Raw genomic sequence first — 17,554 nt, 5'->3', positions numbered from 1 at the left:
AAATCTCTGGTTGACCTAATAATACGAATTGAAGCCCTGGACTGCCGCTGCTGCCCGATAGTTCAGCAGACTGAAGAACGGTTTTCGGCTGTTCGAAGAGGGGGAGGGACCTCAGAAGGAAAGGCTTCTGGAGGCCCGGGGATATGCGAACGGTATCTTCAGTGATTGTCATATTTGACGCTCACATAGACGAAAACCTTCTTATCCTGACTGTAATCATTGTCCGTATGTCCCCTAACGCTCCACTCTGCTCTGTAACCTCCGGGCACCTCGGCAGCACTGTACTCGGTACCGTCTGGGAGTTCCGTCGTATCTTCCGGCAATCGGTTACCCCCGCCCACGGTATCCAGACTAAGGTCATAATCTTCCCCTTCCGGGGAAATCATGGAGACCTTAACGACTCCATGGAAACCTTCAGGGGGGCTCCAAGATCCACTCAACTCTTGTCCTGAGGTCGAAATGTACCCGTAATATAACGAAAACTCATAATTAGATCCGCCGGCTTGATAAGTTTTGGAATCGGAAAGCTGGAGTTGGTTCGGATGAATCTCAAACAATGAACCGCCGTCAATCCGGTACCATGCGCCATACCGGTATTGTTCGCCTCCAGGACCGCTTATGACATGCTCCCGGTAGTGAAACTCTCCCGGGCCGCTGAAGGAATACAAGAGTTTGCTCTCTTGGGCGGAATAAAGGTAAGTTGTGTCTTTAAACGTGTACGCTACCGTGCCGTCCGGTGCCAGCTGCTTGATGGAGAGAGGCACGCCTGTCAACGTCCGCCATTTAGGGGCTGCATAAACTTGTTTTGTCACGCCTTCCTGCGACCGGACATACAAGATCCAGCGCTCTGTTTCCTTGTTATACTCCTTATAGGCAATCCATCCGTTGTTGATCTGGTACGATTTTCTTGGATCGCCAGAATAATCTGCTGCTCCTTGATAAGGGTTCAAGGCAATCGTGGTAATCTGGCCATCGGCGCTGCGAACGCGGAGCGACCACTTGGAATAACTTCCGTCATACTTTATGAGTGCGCTGTAGAGTATGTTTTTTCCGTCCGTCAAAGGCCCCTGATATGTATTGGGGTATTCGGGTGAAGGCGGCAAATACGTTGTCATCGTACCGTCTTGGAGCTGGCGGGCGTAGCCGTTAAGATACTCATAAACGACCGTACCGTCAGCCGACAGATCAAATGAGTTCCTATTTTGAAAATACGCATTAGGCAATCTATAGTACTCTCCCGTCTTTACATTCACAACGCTGTCAATTAATACCGCATAATTCCCTTTTACTTCGTTCATAAAGTCAGGCGACCTGCCCCCATGAACCTCTTGAACCGTACCGTCCTTCCAATAGTACGTCGAGGGCACTGACGAGTACCATAAAGTATAAACAACGCCTTCGGCGGACAATTTCGCTGGTGCCGCCTTCCATGCGTCAGGGTAACCATAAGTTGAACCGTCCAATCCTTGCGGCCAGCCTATCGTATAATTAGACCCGGTGGCATCGTGAACCTTTACTTGGCTTCCATCCGTTCGGTTGTACAGCCAGAGCACCTTATTGCCGGTTTGCTTCCACAAAATACGGCTTTGGTCAAAGTCGAGAATGGTTCCGTTAAACCGGTAAAGCAGCATTTCTGCTTTGGGTACTGGATTATACGCAACAGTAGTGACCAACTCTTCTTTTTTCACACTTTGGTTGCCATCGGCATCAACGGCGGCCAGTGAAAAGAGGTAGGACGAAGTTGGAGACAGCCCCTTCACTTCATAGCTGTTCACATCCCCGTTAAGGGTAGCCAGCAGCGTGTTTTCTTGGTATACCAAGTACTTGTCTACACCCGTTTCATCCGTGGCCGGCTGCCAATTCAGCTGTGCGCTGTTATAAGTCACATCGGTAACCGTCAGCACGTCGCCTTCAGGCCATTTTGGCGCTTCAGGACCGATCACTTGTACGGGAGTATAACGGTCTATCGTGGTTCCATCTCCGAGTTGGCCATTGTTATTCAGTCCCCATGACCATACCGTTCCATCGCTTTTTATTGCCAAATTATGCGCATTACCCGCCGCGATGGCGAACACCGAATCGAGACTGGTTACTTGAACGGGCGAAGAACGGTTGGTCGTCGTTCCATCGCCGAGTTGGCCAGAATAATTATGTCCCCACGCCCAGACGGTTCCATCGCTTTTGAGCGCCAGCGTATTCGCCCCTCCCACGCCCGCTGCTATCGCTGCCACCGAACCGAGACCCTGCGCTTGAACGGGAGTATAACGATCTGTCGTGCTTCCATCGCCCAGTTGACCAGAACCATTCCATCCCCACGCCCAGACGGTTCCGTCGCTTTTGAGTGCCAAACTATGAGAAGAGCCCGCAGCAACGTCGATCACCGAACCGATACCCTGTGCTTGAACAGGAATATAACGGTCGGTTTTAGTTCCATCGCCCAGTTGGCCTGATTCATTGTTTCCCCACGCCAAGACGGTCCCGTCGCTTTTAAGTGCCAAACTATGGACATGACCCGCAGCAACATCGATCACCGAACTGAGTCCCTGTACTTGAACGGGAGTATAACGATCTGTCGTGCTTCCATCGCCCAGTTGACCATTCCAATTCGCTCCCCATGACCATACCGTTCCATCACTTTTTATTGCCAAATTATGATACCTGCCTGAAGCAATGGCGACCACGGAGCTTAGATTGGTTACCTGAACGGGAGTATAACGGTGTGTCGTGCTTCCATCGCCCAGTTGACCAATATAATTGTTTCCCCACGCCCAGACGGTTCCGTCGCTTTTGAGTGCCAAACTATGCTCAATACCCGCAGTGATGGCGACAACCGAACCTAGACCCTGCATTTGAACCGGAGTATAATGGTCTATCGTAGTTCCATCGCCCAGTTGGCCTGATTCATTGTTTCCCCACGCCCATACCGTTCCGTCCTGTTTTAGAGCGAGAGTATGACCCGATCCTCCTGCAACCATTGAACTCTCTGCTGCCACCGCGGTACCGGCCTCCGCGGCAGTTGCCTGAAAAGGTACAAGCAGCGTCAGCAACAGAAAGGCACCAACTAAAAGCATAAACCTTCGTATCATCAATCTTCACTCCCACTGTTTTTACCTTAAATCTACCATATCACCGAAATCTACAAATCTGCCCAATGCACTATTACAAAACAAATTTACCAAAAATATCAAAACAAACATCGGTATATTTTCGCATTGGATGAACTCGATATGGACGGAAATATGGTTGTTCAGTTTTGAGTTTCTCCGAAGCAGAATATTGCCGTCTAAGCATGAAAAAGCTCCCCTTACAGTAGCAGGTTTTATTATTTCACCTGTCTACCGTAAGGGGAGCTTATCAGCAGCAAACTGCTCCTTATATGTTCAACTATCGTTATCCGTTAGCTTAATGAATATTGTGTAATTCACTATACGTTCTTGTTTCAAATCGGCAAACGATATATATTCTTGTCCTCCTGCATTTGTCCACGACAAGGCCTTTTAATCATTTGTTTAGCTGTTCTTCGTTACGTGCAAACAATGTCAATTTGGCGTAAAGATCCTCTAATATGAACCGCGAATCGACGTACCGGTATACACGAATTAGGCGGAAGCTAAATCTGTCAGAGGCCCTTGAAAGGTCACAAATAACGGCAGTGGATCGTCCTTCATCGCTTCATTTATGATAAAATCAGCGCCTTCTGAAGGAACAAGCGTGAACTTATCAGGTATTTTGTGTGGTGCCCCACGCAAAATATTATACTCCTCACGCTTCCCCATCAAATCGAGCACATGCAATATTTCTTCATACGATTCCTCCATGGACGTAAAGCTTCTAGTACCGAAATGGGCACCGATTATCCCCTTGATTTGTAATCTTGGAGATAAAATAGCATGCACTATCGCAAACTGATCGTCCGCCTCACATTTGGCATCAGTATTGATGATGACCCTTACTTGTTTCTGCTCCGGTACTTCATATGGCATGTTCATTATCTTGAAAACCTCCTTAATGGATGATCTTCCCCCAGAGTAACATGAGACATGATTGCGATAAACGAAGTTATTTAATCAATTTGTGCAGGAAGTTTAAGATTTAATAAGGTAATTCGGTATAAATTGAAGTGTATAGACAGTTAATACTTACTGAAGTATTCTGCCAGTTAGTTCAATGCCCATCTCCAGTCTAATCCTTTATTTTCGTTGAACAGCCTGATGGTCAAAAAAAAATCGCGAAGCCGGCCGCTTCGCGATTTTTCATACCTATAACCGCTTCAGGAACGATACGATCGTCAGAAGCCCTTTGTCGAAATTGTCCAGATGAAAATGTTCGTTCGGCGCATGCAGATTCTCGTCCGGAAGACCAAAGCCCATCATAACGACAGGAGCCGCCAGTTCGCGGGAGAAGGTTGCGACGATCGGAATCGATCCTCCGTCTTTCGTGAACAGCGCGCGCGTGCCGTAGACGTCTTCGTAAGCATCCGCAGCCAACTGCAGCATCCGGTCGGAAGGATCGATGTTGAAAGCGCGGGCCTTCTCGCCGTCTTTGATTTGCAGCTTCGCGCCGGGCTGAACATGCTTCTGCAAATGCCGTTTGATCTTGTCCAGAATGTCCTGCGGGTCCTGGTCTCCAACTAGGCGGCAGGTGATCTTGGCATGCGCCTCCTTCGGAATGACCGTCTTGGTGCCTTCGCCCTGAAAACCGCCGTAAACGCCGTTCAGTTCAAGCGTCGGCCTCGCTCCGACGCGTTCCACAAAGGAGAAGCCTTCTTCGCCGTACAACGCGTCAAGACCGAGACTTGCCTTCAATTGATCTTCATCCAGCATCTGCTTGGCGAACTCTTCTCTCATGAGCGGCGAAAGCTCCGGCACGCCTTCATAGAATCCGTCGACGCTTACGCGGCCCCGATCATCGTGCAAAGTCGCAAGCAATGAGACGAGGGCATGAAGTGCGTTGGGAACGCCCCCGCCGTATGTTCCGGAGTGCAAATCGGTATTCGCGGTGTTCACGGTGACCTCAAGCGAACACAATCCCCGAAGTCCCGTACTGATGGCGGGCTTGCCCGGCTCGAGCAGCGATGTGTCCGAAATCAGGATGACGTCAGATGCCAGCTTGTCCCGATTCGTCGTCAAGAAAGGGGGGAGGCTCCGGCTGGAAACTTCTTCTTCGCCCTCGATGCACAGCTTGATATTGACCGGAAGCCGCTCTTCCTGCTTCAATATGGCTTCTATCGCTTTGATATGAAGAAACACCTGGCCTTTATCGTCCGTCGCGCCCCGCGCGTACAGCTTGCCGTCCCGGATGTCCGGCTCGAAGGGCGGCGTCGTCCACAAATGCAGCGGATCGACTGGCTGCACGTCGTAATGGCCGTAAACCAGCACAGTGGGTTTGCCGGGAGCATGAAGATGATCGGCATACACGATCGGATGGCCGTCGGTTTGATGCACTTCCACGTTCTCGAGGCCCGCGCGGGTGAGCGTGTCCGCAAGCCATTCGGCCGCTTTGTTCATATCCGCTTTATGCGCGGACAGGGCAGATATGCTCGGGATGGACAACCATTGCTTCAGCTCGTCCAACTGCTGTTCCCTTAAGTTTTGAAAATAGGTTTCATAACTCATCAGTGATTTCATCCTCCCTTTCAATTTATATCCATATCATATACCTCCGCCAAGCAAAGATGCCAGAGACTCGGTGTAAATTGTTGGCGTGAACGGAATAACGGTATATTCCGCGAGTTTTTTTTATGGAAAGGATCTTCCTTAATAATGTCCTCAATCTCCGTCTTGGATTCCGCGCGCGCGATAAGACTCCCATTCATGTGGTTAGTGCCAAAGGATTTCCTAGCGGGGATCTCGAAGAGATTATGATTGAAGAAATGACTATTTTCCGGGATTTCACCTTCTATGTGGTACACGTTAATGAACGTATGTATTAATTCCAAAAATTGATGTATAAAAAACAAAACAATCCACAAAATAACTCCACATCCAGTTAAGGAGTGAACATACATGAGCAGAAAAAGTTTAGTCGTTCCACAAGCACAAGCAGCACTTGACCAAATGAAATATGAGGTAGCACAACAGTTTGGAATTCAATGGTCTGCAGATGGTTACAATGGGAATATGACTACTCGTGATGCAGGTACTATTGGTGGAAACATCACAAGAGCTTTAATTCAAATTGCAGAACAATCCCTTGGCTCTGGAGCAAGAAGATTCTAATTTAAAATGATAAAATAGCCCTCCTCAATCTCACAAAGAGACAAGGAGGGCTATTTTAAATTTTACTTTTTATTGATTTCAAGTTCAATTATGTGGTACTGCTCTTTAAAAGAGTTTTCTATTACACGGCATAGGAAAGAAATTTCATTAAAAACTTCAGCCATGTCCCAACCTAGCTTAAAGCTGCCGACGCTAAATCCAGGTATAATTTCACCATTAAGTATGAATTCATTGCATCGATCCCCTTTGTTATAATTATATATAAACAGTACTTACTTTTTAAAATAACATAATTGGAGTACTGCGGTTAATTCGGACTATGTTATTGTCTTTCGACATAACTTTCAGTATCTTTTATTTAATAATGTTAGGCATGCCCCAGTCACTTCCACATGCGCCCAGCGATGAAATATGTTTTAATATACCAAAGGAGCGTGATTCAATGGACATCAAATCGTTTCTATATCCCAAGAACGAGGTCTCTTACCTCATGACATCCTCTAATATGAAAGAAGCTATGGATAAATTGGAGGCGAGCCACTATACGGCCATTCCGATTTTGGACGACAATGGATTATATTTCGGAACGCTATCCGAGGGGGATTTGTTATGGCAGCTGAAAGCCACACCCGGCCTCGGCTTCGATACAATGCACGAAATTCCTGTCGTCTCCATCAAAAAACGGATGAAAGTCGAATGCGTCGCGATCAGCGCCGATTTGGACGATATGCTGGCGCTGGCGGCCGATCAGAACTTCGTTCCGGTCGTAGACGCCGATCGCGTCTTCCTCGGTATTATTCGCCGCAAAGATATAATCGAATACTATACCCGGAATATTGCTGATTAGTTGGAAGTTTGAAATACCTGATCTTGCGGATCATGAAAGCTGCCGTTCGCCGGCAGCTCTCGTGCCCGTTAATTCAGTAACGCCCGCTATAAATCTTCAAAGCCAGCCATTATTATAATAAGTGCACTGACAACTACAATATGAATAATTGAGAAAACAATATGGACAGAAATAATACTCCAATCAGTTTTGGATAGTTTAGAACTAGTCCGTAATTTATAAACGGAATAACCAAATAAGTTAGTAACAATGAGAGACTGAACTAACCATTTTGAAACGGTGATAAACGCTGGAGTGTTATTTACATTGGGTATTAAAAACCAACTAAATGGCTCGAATGTTAGCGAACAAATAATGATAACCCATGCCATAAAATGAATCGGTAAAGCTATTATAATACTGTTACGGATAGTAACCATCCCCTTAACTTTGATCGAATATCTGTTTAAACATCTCATCTGCTTAGACGTATAAAAAATAATCAAAGTTTCACAATCCTACCCGTCACTTTAGCATCGCACTGGCAATTGTCAAAAAGTCCTCCCGACCGATCTCAAAATGACCGTAGCGGAAGGAATACCCCCAATTTCGTTTCCCGCGAGTGAAGCTAAGTTGTTCTAATAGATCTCTAATCTGTACCTCCCGGCATGAAATATAGCGGATATTTCTGCGGAATGGCACAAACGATTCAGACATCTGATATTCGTAGACTTTATCATCATCCACTTCCCCGATAGCGGTGAACGCTTGGAGTGGTGCCCCTTTCGTCATTTCTGTACGCGGGGAATAGTAGATCAACCAATCGCCTGCTCGCATCTTACGTAAAGGTGCTGACTTGCCGTGACAGAGCTGAGCGAATCCCTCCAACTCTCCACACTTCACATGGGATGCGGACACGACACCAATCCAGAAGCGGCTTTGCTCGCTTATTTCATCCATTTGCATACCTCGAAATCCCTTCCTTTTTTGATAAATGTTTACGTCGCTTCCCGTACCAATCCTTGCTTTAAGCGGTCCAGCTGCAGAAGATGATGATGGTAGTGCATTTCAACAAGCAGAAACCATTCCTCCGCGCACAGTCCACCGAATCTCGGATGGGACACTGTATTTTGTTTGGACACTTTTTCAAGGCTAGGTTCAATCTCCTTCATTCTCTGGATGACAGTCTGTAAGCCTTGAATTAGATGCTCTTTGCTTTCCGGCTGCTCCGGAGTATATTGTGGGGATGGCGGAACATGAATACGAGTGGGCGGGAAGCTTCCTTGAGCAAATATAGCCACACCAACCTCGGTTTTTTCCGTTCGGGGTACCAGGGGATCTTGGCTTGGCATCAGGCATTGATCAATATTACGAAGCTGCATATTAAGTGCCGAGCTAATGAGATGTTGAAGCATCTGTCCGATTGACCACTCGTTGTCACTTGGCTTTTGCCTCAGCTGCTCCAGACTGAATTGATCCAGTTCATGAATATAATGTGTCGCAGTTTCCTCAAATCGTTGTAATGCTAACTTTGTTGTAATCATCATATATCATCGCCTTTAGTCATTTTTTTATCTAAGTATACAAAAACGCTACTGACACCATTATGTCAGTAGCGTTTTAACGTTTTTTCCAGTTCGTTTCTAACCCGATGTCGGAAGGATTCCGGCTCCAGCACAACCACTCCGCCTCCCCAGCCGAGCACCCAATGCAGCAATTCCTCAGGCTGCCGAACACGAAAGGTCACCAGCAGTCCTTCCGTATGATCCTCTATGGTTTCTATATAGTAGTTGTTCGATTCCCTAACCTTATCGGCAATGTCAGGTTGGACCCAGATGCGCACACGGACGTCGCGATCGTCTGGAGGCTGGTATACATCTAAATGGAAATCTGCTGGAAACATAAATCTAGCTTCCAGCTCGATAAGCTCCGACATCCGGGACAACCGGAAATGACGGATGTCTTGACGTAATTCACACCGTGCAATGAGTACCCATGACCCTTGATGAAGCACAAGTCCATAAGGAGCAACCGTACGAACACTTTGGCGGTTCCCATCAGCCTCGGCGATTCTTTTGGAATAGCGGAATCTTATTTTCCTTTCCTCCAGTATCGCTCGTCGAATCGCTTCCAAGTAAGTCTTCTCTTGTATTCGTGCTATATCTTCAGCGGAAGCAAGCAAACGAAAGCTCTTGCGAATCCGGGATGCCTCACTGCGGATCGGTTCCGGCAGGATGGCTTCAATCTTCCCTCTAGAAGTTCGAGACTTACTGCCATAGTGGACATCAAACCAATGCTCGATAAAATCTGTCCCGATGAGTAACGTCACTGCTTCTTCCACCGTGAAACTGACTGGCGGCAGGAAATACCCCTCCATTAAAGAGTATCCCTGCCCTGGCGCCCCTATCACAGATACGCCAGCTTCACTCAAAGCCTGAATATCCCTGTAGATGGTTCTCACGCTTGTTTCAAATGTAGCGGCCAAATCCTCGGCTCGTAGCACTTCGTTACGCTGCAGCTCAAGCACTATGGCTAACAAACGATCCGTTTTGTTCATGCACTGCACCCTTTTCCGAGAGATTGTTTTATAGCAGAGTTGTTGTTATCAGGCTTTTTACAAGAGAAAAGAGAGGTAATCCTATAACAATACAAGCACCTCCACTGAAAGTATATCACTACGTTATCCTGCCCGTTAGTTGAGCAAAGGCAGCCGATCACTTAGGTCGGCTGCCTTTGCTGTAGCTTTTTGAATTAACGTGCCCCGTGAGCTCAATAAATTTCCTTATTCATGACTACCCGATTCGTTTGAATGCTTTTTGAAGTTTTTCTCCATACTCCGTTTCAGCCAACTTGGGGGTTTGCGTTTTCGAATCAACATCACTGTAATAAAGAACTAGATAATTCTGTGCCACATAGACAATCGGGGCATGGGAACTGAGAAGTTGTTGACGCTCTTGAAAGTGTTTTTGCCCAAGTTCCCGTTTTTCTTTGGAACCAAAGTTATAAACCATAATGGTGTCTAAGGTATTATCAAGTTTATATCTTACGGGTGTAATACCATCAAGTTTAGAAATGTCAGTGATTTTTTGTAGTTCAGTAATGCCGATTCCTTCCGAACCAATGGCCTCAGCCAATGATGCAGCCTTTTGCTGTTGAGTTGAACAAGCAGTTAATAGTAACAAGCTTAAAAATACTACAAACATTCCTTTTACCATTGAGCAACCCTCTTTTCTAATTGTTGTTCCTGGTTAGGCGATGGAAAAATTCTCACTTACCCACTACACCTACATGAAGACGAGCATAAATAAGACGCTGGAAATAGGATAAGGTTGCAGTTTCGTCCAATCATCCTTTAACTAAACTATCCTGCCAGTTAGCTTAACAAGGGCTCACGCGGCAGCCCTTTCGGTGTTCAACTATCGTATCCCGTTAGCTTAATAGACTGTACAAGTACATGAACAACACTTTAACCATCAAGATAATTATTACAGCAATCCACCCAAAAAAGAAAAGCCCAATACAAACGCTAAAAAATTGTTTACCGAAACTATGATTTGTATTGGAAACCCTAAGAGTGATTAACAAACTTATGAATAGTAAAAAAAATAAGATCCAAAGAAAGCTATTTAATATAATAATTATTCCGCCATATACAATCGAACCTAAAATTAAATACAGCACAAGTTCTTTCTTGCTCAATTTTTTCCTCTCCACTTCTTTTACCTACTACTCTATATTCAATATGTAAATAGAACCTTGAAACAACAAGTAAATACTTCCATTAAATGTACCCGTTAGCTTAATATCAGCTATCAAAAAATGCATTTTTTGATAGCTCATTTTTTGATAGCTATATCATTCTAAAATCTTAACTAAAATAACTGTTATCAGACATATGATATTCATCCAGACCAAAAACTTAATGAACCACTCAGCCCATAACTTCCTACGTAGACCAAAATAAAGGACAAAAACATAAAATAAAAGACTAACAACAAAGCGAAGACCAGAGATTTTTCCAATCCAAAAGTCCATATAGCTAAGACTTAGATATATTAGTGAAGAAATAATAAATAAGCGTAGATATAGCTTAAATTTCTTCTCTTTCTTTTCAAACTCATGCTTAAATTCATACATCTATGATTACCTCGACTTATCTTTTTTGATATTAAAACTTCTATTGAGAGGTTTTAATCGATTTGTATTAAACTAGCGTGCCCGTTAGCTTAACCTCCAGCAGTACATGTTTATAAGGACTTTTCTAGCTTGGTAGTGAGGAAGATCAGCACTCAGTCTTTTTTAATCTTTAAAAAAGACTTTATAAAAGAGGGTTACAACTATCAATGATAATAATATGTCTGTTACAGGTTCATCTGTCTTAAATAATGATGCTAGCGTGTAAAATAACAATCCAGATATCAGTAGCACGATAATAATTAATTTTGTTTTATTCATAATAAACCACATCCTATCTCACTTTCCTACCGCCGCTTGTGCTTTAGAAGCTGTTATTCTCGAGAGAGTATGAAACGTTTAACGAATACCCTGCTCCAGTTATATTACCATTTTTGGAACTAACCTGCCCTTACTTTATGAGCAAGGAGCAGCCTGCCACTGAAAAATTGCTCCTTTTTTAGTTGAACTATCGTAGCGGCTGTTCGATACGTGGAATGAGGAGACAGTCACACCAGTCTCGCGTATCTCCTGGATCATACGCAGTCCCTGCCATACAAAACGCTTGCGTTCCGGTCCCACACATTACCGGGCGCTTCCTTGAACAAAATCATTTTGAGGGCGTACCATGTGTTCAGCAAGTACACCAGCGATGTATATTTTTCATTTAGCCGGGTAATATTTCTTGCCGTCGCGTTGTAAAATTCCATTTTATGAAGCTTGCCGTTTCGTCGAGAGAACCGTATCATAAGTTACGTTGCTATTATTCAAAGAATAAGAAGAGCAGGAAGGATGACTGATATCATGAACATTACTGAAAAACAGATCGTCGTATCCTTGGAGCCCGAATATGAAACCGAATACTTGAAGCTTTTGAATAATTACTTTACGGCTTCCGAGCGAAATAGCCGGGCCTCCTCCATTCATGAAAAAAAACAGCTCATGGCGATTAAAGAGCAAATGGCGCTTATGTGCAACCAGAATCCGCAAAAAATGAACATGCTGAGGTCCATCATCCGAGATGTGAGTGACAGAAGGGAAAAGGCGGTCGTCATCTCCAAATCGAATGCCGTCACCGCCCTGTTATTAGACGAGCTTTCTGCGGACGAGGACATCAAGGGCGTTTTTATTATTACGACACAGCTTTCCATCCATGAGGTCTATGAGATGATTGACAGATTTAATAAAATCCCGGAATCCACCGTTCTGCTTATTACGGATTCCGTCAACACCGGTCTCGACGTTACGGCGGCAAATCATCTTGTGCACTATGATTATCCGGCCCGCTACTCGGATATTCTGCAGCGCAACAACCGCATATCGAGACAAACTTCATATCATAAAGAAGCGACCATATATTATCTCCTAACGTCGGGCAAAATCGACGAGTTCGAATATCGGGAATGCCGGAACCCATAGTGTAACGCTGCAGCAAGGCTGCCAATCAATTCCGCGGCAGCCTCATGCTGTTGTCTAATCCTACTCAATCTTTCTTTGTTTATACTCCTGTAAGGGAATAAGTTGACCTGCTCCCACCAGCTCCAAGGGAATCGATTGATATGAATCCTAAAGAGGGATCGCCTCACGAAACGAAAATAATTGTACGCTAAGCAATTCATTGCATGAAAAAACCGGCCCCTTTACTCCTACAAGGGAATCCGGTTTTCATAATCGCAGCTTAATTGGAATTTAACAATCGTACCCGTTTAACGCACTTGAGGGAGTTCAATAGCGTTTGTTGTAATCCCTTCAGATATAGTGTTTTTAATCGTATTGCCACACAAGCTGTCCCTTTCTGATTTTTGCTGCATAGATGATTTGCCCCGTATGATAATGGACTTCTCTCACCATTGCTATCATAAGATTAAGAGCTGTCGTTTCGTTATTTACTTGGCTATATGTAAGAGGCGGAAAATTAAGAAAGGGTTGTGACATCAATAGCTCCGAGCTTCAGTACAATGGAATTTAACAATCACTATCACTGCATTATCCTGCCAGTTAGCGGAACGTAGGTCTACCACGCGGTAGACCTTTCGGTGTTCAACTATCGTACCCGTCAGTGTAGCGCGCTAAGTATATATGTGCAATCAAGCCTGCCTGTACTCCACTATTGCTTAGATAATTTAAACATAAGCATCCAAAAAATTTTGAACGATCTCTATGACTTCCGGTGTCCAAAAACGGCTGCCGTGACCTCCGCCTTTTACTTTATAAAATGTGACGTCCTGTCGTGCCTCTATTAAAGCCTGATAAAGCAAGACACTTTGATTGAAGGGCACGATATCATCCTGATCCCCGTGCATGATCAGGAAAGGCGGCAGTGTCTTGTCTTTGGATATGTAAGCAATCGGGTTGGCTTTCGCAGCTTTTTCCCGATGCTGTTGGATGGGGCCGCCGATCAACAGCGATTCTGGAGAACTTGCCGCGTCATGGTCGATCCTAGACGGAAAATTGCTCATACGCAAGAGATCGGTCGGTCCGTAAAAATCGACGACGGCTTTGACTCCACTGGTTTGTTCCGGGTAGGCGTCTGTTTCAAACTCTTCGCCCCCCCCTTCGCTTACGCCTGCCAGAGCTGCAAGATGTCCCCCGGATGAATCCCCCCATATGGCCACCCGCTCTGGATCGATTCGATAGGTGCTGGAATGGGCTCTTAAAAAGCGAATAGCCGATTTCACATCCTGAATTTGAGCTGGGAACTTCGCTTCTAGGGAATGCCTGTGTTCGACACTGGCTACGACGTACCCCCTATGAGCAAAGTCAGACAACTGCGGAATGGCTGTATGACGATTTTGCGCAAACCATGCCGACCCCTGGATAAAAACGATAAGGGGGAAAGGACCGGTTCCGTTGGTTGGTATTAGCAGATTAATTCGCAACGCACGGCCAGCGAAAGAGGCAAATTCGATATCGGGAATATAGTTCGCCAAATACCCGTCCACTTTATTAGCAAACACGACCTGCATCCCTACGGGGCTTTCTTGATCGACTGGCATGTGAACATCGAGAAACGTAAATTCTGGTGCTTCCAAATGAATTCAGATCCCCTTTCATGTTTTTAGCTTATAATAAATGGTAGGCGTCCTGATTTGATCCTTTAATACTCGTTTCTTCTATAAGTATCGAGAGGACTAAGAAGTTTAAAAGCAATTGTTCAGCACGGATTGATCCAAAGGGTCCTCCCTGTCCCAATCCTTGATTATCACATTGTTGTCCAGTGTCCTGTTGTTCATCATGCCTTTCGACACCGAAACATGCCTTATTCTTTCTTCCTCGTTATCGTGGTAGTTATTGAGCAATCCGTCGAGTCTTTGGGACGGCTCAATAACCTACGGTGCAGTAAAACCGTAATGTGCGGCTAACTGATGCATGATGGTCCGGGCTTCTTCAGTACGCTGCAGAAGATCGTCGTTCATTTGCCCACCCTCCATTTTGTAATCGCTTACAATTATCAACGCAATTATCAGGCCGAGCCATAACCAGCGTTGACATCCAGTCCATATCTTTTGCAAGCCTGACCTTTAATCTCTCCTCAATAATATCCACAATGTCCCCTATCATCTCGGTGATGTCAGGCTTTTTAGTCATTTTCCCGGCGTTTATTTTTGCAATATAAATTTGCATAGCAATATATCCTACCTCATCCTCGGGAATATCGATTGCGAGCCTTTCTTTAATCAGCGCTTTTGCATATAGGCCAATTTGAAACTCTTTCGCGTATAATACTTTAATTTCACTTAATAGCGTATTTTTGATGACTATTCCTTTGGCCAGTCGTTTAAGCGCAAACGACAAGTGATTCGTGAGCGCAATATGAATATGCTCATTTATTTTTATACCCAGTTCTCTTTCCCCATAGGAAATGATATCCTCCGAAACTTGAATATGCTCTTCAGGCAATTTCGATAGTATTTCTTCGAATTGCTGATATTCCGACGGGTCTTTCATAACAAAGATTTTTTCAATTCGGGATTGATCTACCTGATCATTTTTCTTTTTCTGAAACGCAATCCCGCAGCCCATGATAATCTTCTCTCCGTCCCGATCCGTGACGACGATGGCATTGTTGTTCAGTACCTTATTGATCTTCATGTTGTACACCCCTTTTTGGCGAGTTCGGTTCGAGGAGTGGGAGTAAAGGTTCGTCTACCGTACTATCACGTACGGAATAATACGGCGGTAAACGTTTGCGTAAACGTTTTTCTTTGTTAGTATAACTATATTATTCCGTTACTGTTGATCTGTCAATGATCTCTATGTCAGCGAATAAAGATTCTTATTTCCATCTTGGTTTGGATCAAGTTCCTCATATCGGCTTGGGAGTCTAGTGTCTAAGTAATTTATTGTTTTCATTTTACCTCCTAGTTACTGGTCAAACTAATTGCTTCCAACAAAATTATATTACTCTTTTCTAATCCTGCTGCATTAGCGTAAACTGCCAGTTAGCGTAACGAAGGGCTGCTACGCGGCAGCCCTTTTCGCATTCAACTATCGTACCCGTTAGCTCAATGACCTGTGCTACGGTTCCCAGCACTGTCTGTAACGGTAAGTTTTTAAAACGGTCATCCTTTATCGGATGGCCTTTGTCTACATTTATAAAGCGGAACGGTCCAGCAATCTTCCCTTAACGACGCAGGTCGTCGACTTCCTGCTTCTTTTTGATGATTCTCATGCTTAAATTCCTCCTGAAAAAGAAAATGCCCCTTTGAACTTGAAAAATGGGTCTTTGTCTTGAACACCATCATGATATATGACTGATGATCAATATGAATCGCCTATTTATCGAATGAAAATTTATTGATAAATCTTGATTAAATAGCGCTAGCTTTTACTGAGATTTACTATATAATGGAATTAAATTTTGAAACTGATAGGTATGCAAAAGGATTTTATTCCAGCCACAAAGGCCCATCCCGCATTCCATGTAGATAATATCGATTTACTGAGGGAGTATTTGATTCAGAAGGGTATCCTAGTGATTGATGATGATAGACGAGCATACGAAGGTGTTAAACGCTTTTATATGAACGATCCGTTCGGTAATCGTCTTGGGTTCCTTGAATGGCTTTAACTGGTAGGGCTACAACGAATAGGGCTATTTCGTTATTGGGTAGAAATCGGTTACTTTTTTGATGGGAGAGTGGTTCGTGATGGACAATAAAAAGAGGTTTTCAAACCGGGTCGATACGTATGTAAAGTATCGCCCGAGCTATCCGGAGGAAGCAATAGAGTATTTGTACGACATCGTCGGCCTGCACCCGAATTGTGAAGTAGCGGACATCGGTGCGGGAACAGGTATTTTTTCAAAGTTGCTCCTTGCGCGAGGGAGCAATGTGACCGCCGTCGAACCCAATCAGGCGATGCGAGATGCTGCGGAGAAGATGTTAGGAGGGGAACCGAACTTTCGCGTCGTGTCGGGGTGTGCTGAAGCGACAGGACTGCCCGATAGGTCCGTAGATTTTATCGTTTGTGCTCAAGCGTTTCACTGGTTTGACCGTTCCGCAACACAATCACACGGCTAACGCACGGTACCCCGTTTCGTGAAGAATACGACCGGTTGCTTCGTACATTCGGCACTGACTATGAAGAAGTTAGTCATAAAAACATTTCGCTAGAGACGTTGAACTCTTTTTTTAAGGGAGGCGGGATGCAAGAAGCACGATTCACAATCCAGCAAACGTTTGATTTTGAAGGGTTGAGCGGTCGGTTACTGTCGTCTTCCTATAGTCCCGTACTAAGGAATCCGAATTACGAACCTATGATGGCGGAGCTGCGGAATCTGTTTGAACGGAATAAACAGGACGGGAAAGTATTTTTCGACTATGAGACCGAAGTGTTTTGGGGTGAGGTTTAGCATAAGTTTGATGATCAAAAATAGTAAAAGTATTATATCCTTTTGGTGATGTATTGACCATGCCATCTCCCGAAAACGGAGCAGTTGCCACGAAAAATATCTTTTGTTGTTCTATAAATGATACTAACCCATCGTCTAAGTTTTTTTGGATTTTCCCCATAAGAGATCTTTCCTTCCTGCAAAGTAGATGAGACAATTGTATCCAATAAAAGGATATTGGTTTAGTATATAATTAGCATTAAGGTAATAGGTATTTCCTATAAGTAATCCACAAAAAGTTATAGCAGTATACTGATATACTGCTAGTTAGCGTGGAAGAGGCAGCCGATCGTTTTGGCCGGCTGCCACGGTGTCTTTCTTTATTCAGCTATCGTACCCGTCCCTCGGTTTTAAGGGTTTATCTCACGTAGACTCAGTCATTCGCAGGATTTCGTCACCCTGAAATGCGTGGATCGTTAGGAAAATAAGTCGACATACCAATGT

General features: G+C 44.6%; 13 protein-coding genes and 1 pseudogene. 4 read left to right on the top strand and 10 right to left on the bottom strand.

Translation table 11 applies throughout. From position 1 onward, the window contains the following. Window positions 1-158: 158 nt before the first annotated feature. The 3 genes from AC0YNZ_RS25220 to AC0YNZ_RS25210 form a co-directional block, all read right to left on the bottom strand. Window positions 159-3,086, bottom strand: a complete 2,928-nt coding sequence (locus AC0YNZ_RS25220) for an RCC1 domain-containing protein (RefSeq protein ID WP_475829224.1) — start codon at window positions 3,084-3,086, stop codon at window positions 159-161. 513 nt (window positions 3,087-3,599) lie between these two features. Continuing rightward, window positions 3,600-3,989 (bottom strand): nucleoside hydrolase, encoded by a 390-nt coding sequence (locus AC0YNZ_RS25215; protein WP_475829223.1) that lies wholly within the window; start codon window positions 3,987-3,989, stop codon window positions 3,600-3,602. Between the two features lie 270 nt (window positions 3,990-4,259). Next, window positions 4,260-5,615 (bottom strand): dipeptidase, encoded by a 1,356-nt coding sequence (locus AC0YNZ_RS25210; RefSeq protein WP_475829222.1) that lies wholly within the window; start codon window positions 5,613-5,615, stop codon window positions 4,260-4,262. Window positions 5,616-6,005: 390 nt separating this feature from the next. On the opposite strand from AC0YNZ_RS25210, the gene AC0YNZ_RS25205 reads away from it, so the two are divergent. Continuing rightward, window positions 6,006-6,218, top strand: a complete 213-nt coding sequence (locus AC0YNZ_RS25205; protein ID WP_475829221.1) for a small, acid-soluble spore protein, alpha/beta type — start codon at window positions 6,006-6,008, stop codon at window positions 6,216-6,218. 442 nt (window positions 6,219-6,660) lie between these two features. Then, complete coding sequence (locus AC0YNZ_RS25200) at window positions 6,661-7,065, top strand: CBS domain-containing protein (protein WP_475829220.1); 405 nt, start codon at window positions 6,661-6,663, stop codon at window positions 7,063-7,065. Between the two features lie 504 nt (window positions 7,066-7,569). Here the strand turns inward: AC0YNZ_RS25200 and AC0YNZ_RS25195 are convergent. From AC0YNZ_RS25195 to AC0YNZ_RS25175, 5 genes are all read right to left on the bottom strand, one after another. Further along, window positions 7,570-8,004: an EVE domain-containing protein gene (locus AC0YNZ_RS25195; RefSeq protein ID WP_475829219.1), complete on the bottom strand. Its 435-nt coding sequence runs from the start codon at window positions 8,002-8,004 to the stop codon at window positions 7,570-7,572. A gap of 38 nt (window positions 8,005-8,042) precedes the next feature. Next, window positions 8,043-8,585, bottom strand: coding sequence for a DinB family protein (locus tag AC0YNZ_RS25190; RefSeq protein WP_475829281.1), 543 nt, complete (start codon window positions 8,583-8,585; stop codon window positions 8,043-8,045). 68 nt (window positions 8,586-8,653) lie between these two features. Continuing rightward, window positions 8,654-9,601: a helix-turn-helix transcriptional regulator gene (locus AC0YNZ_RS25185; RefSeq protein WP_475829218.1), complete on the bottom strand. Its 948-nt coding sequence runs from the start codon at window positions 9,599-9,601 to the stop codon at window positions 8,654-8,656. 235 nt (window positions 9,602-9,836) lie between these two features. After that, window positions 9,837-10,259, bottom strand: a complete 423-nt coding sequence (locus tag AC0YNZ_RS25180; protein ID WP_475829217.1) for a hypothetical protein — start codon at window positions 10,257-10,259, stop codon at window positions 9,837-9,839. A gap of 1,494 nt (window positions 10,260-11,753) precedes the next feature. Then, window positions 11,754-11,927, bottom strand: coding sequence for a hypothetical protein (locus AC0YNZ_RS25175; RefSeq protein ID WP_475829216.1), 174 nt, complete (start codon window positions 11,925-11,927; stop codon window positions 11,754-11,756). 94 nt (window positions 11,928-12,021) lie between these two features. Between AC0YNZ_RS25175 and AC0YNZ_RS25170 the strand changes: the two genes are divergently transcribed. Beyond that, window positions 12,022-12,636, top strand: a complete 615-nt coding sequence (locus AC0YNZ_RS25170) for a helicase-related protein (RefSeq protein ID WP_475829215.1) — start codon at window positions 12,022-12,024, stop codon at window positions 12,634-12,636. 704 nt (window positions 12,637-13,340) lie between these two features. Here AC0YNZ_RS25170 and AC0YNZ_RS25165 read toward each other — a convergent pair. Together AC0YNZ_RS25165 and AC0YNZ_RS25160 are read right to left on the bottom strand one after the other, a co-directional pair. Further along, complete coding sequence (locus AC0YNZ_RS25165; RefSeq protein WP_475829214.1) at window positions 13,341-14,249, bottom strand: alpha/beta hydrolase fold domain-containing protein; 909 nt, start codon at window positions 14,247-14,249, stop codon at window positions 13,341-13,343. 355 nt (window positions 14,250-14,604) lie between these two features. Then, window positions 14,605-15,309, bottom strand: coding sequence for a PRD domain-containing protein (locus tag AC0YNZ_RS25160; RefSeq protein ID WP_475829213.1), 705 nt, complete (start codon window positions 15,307-15,309; stop codon window positions 14,605-14,607). 1,058 nt (window positions 15,310-16,367) lie between these two features. Between AC0YNZ_RS25160 and AC0YNZ_RS25155 the strand changes: the two are divergent. Then, a pseudogene (locus tag AC0YNZ_RS25155) lies at window positions 16,368-17,071 on the top strand (class I SAM-dependent methyltransferase). The last annotated feature ends 483 nt before the right edge of the window (window positions 17,072-17,554 follow it).

The sequence above is a fragment of the Paenibacillus sp. J2L1-98 genome (assembly GCF_056269405.1).
Note: the sequence above shows the minus strand (reverse complement) of the source record. Positions and strands in the feature narration are given on the sequence as shown.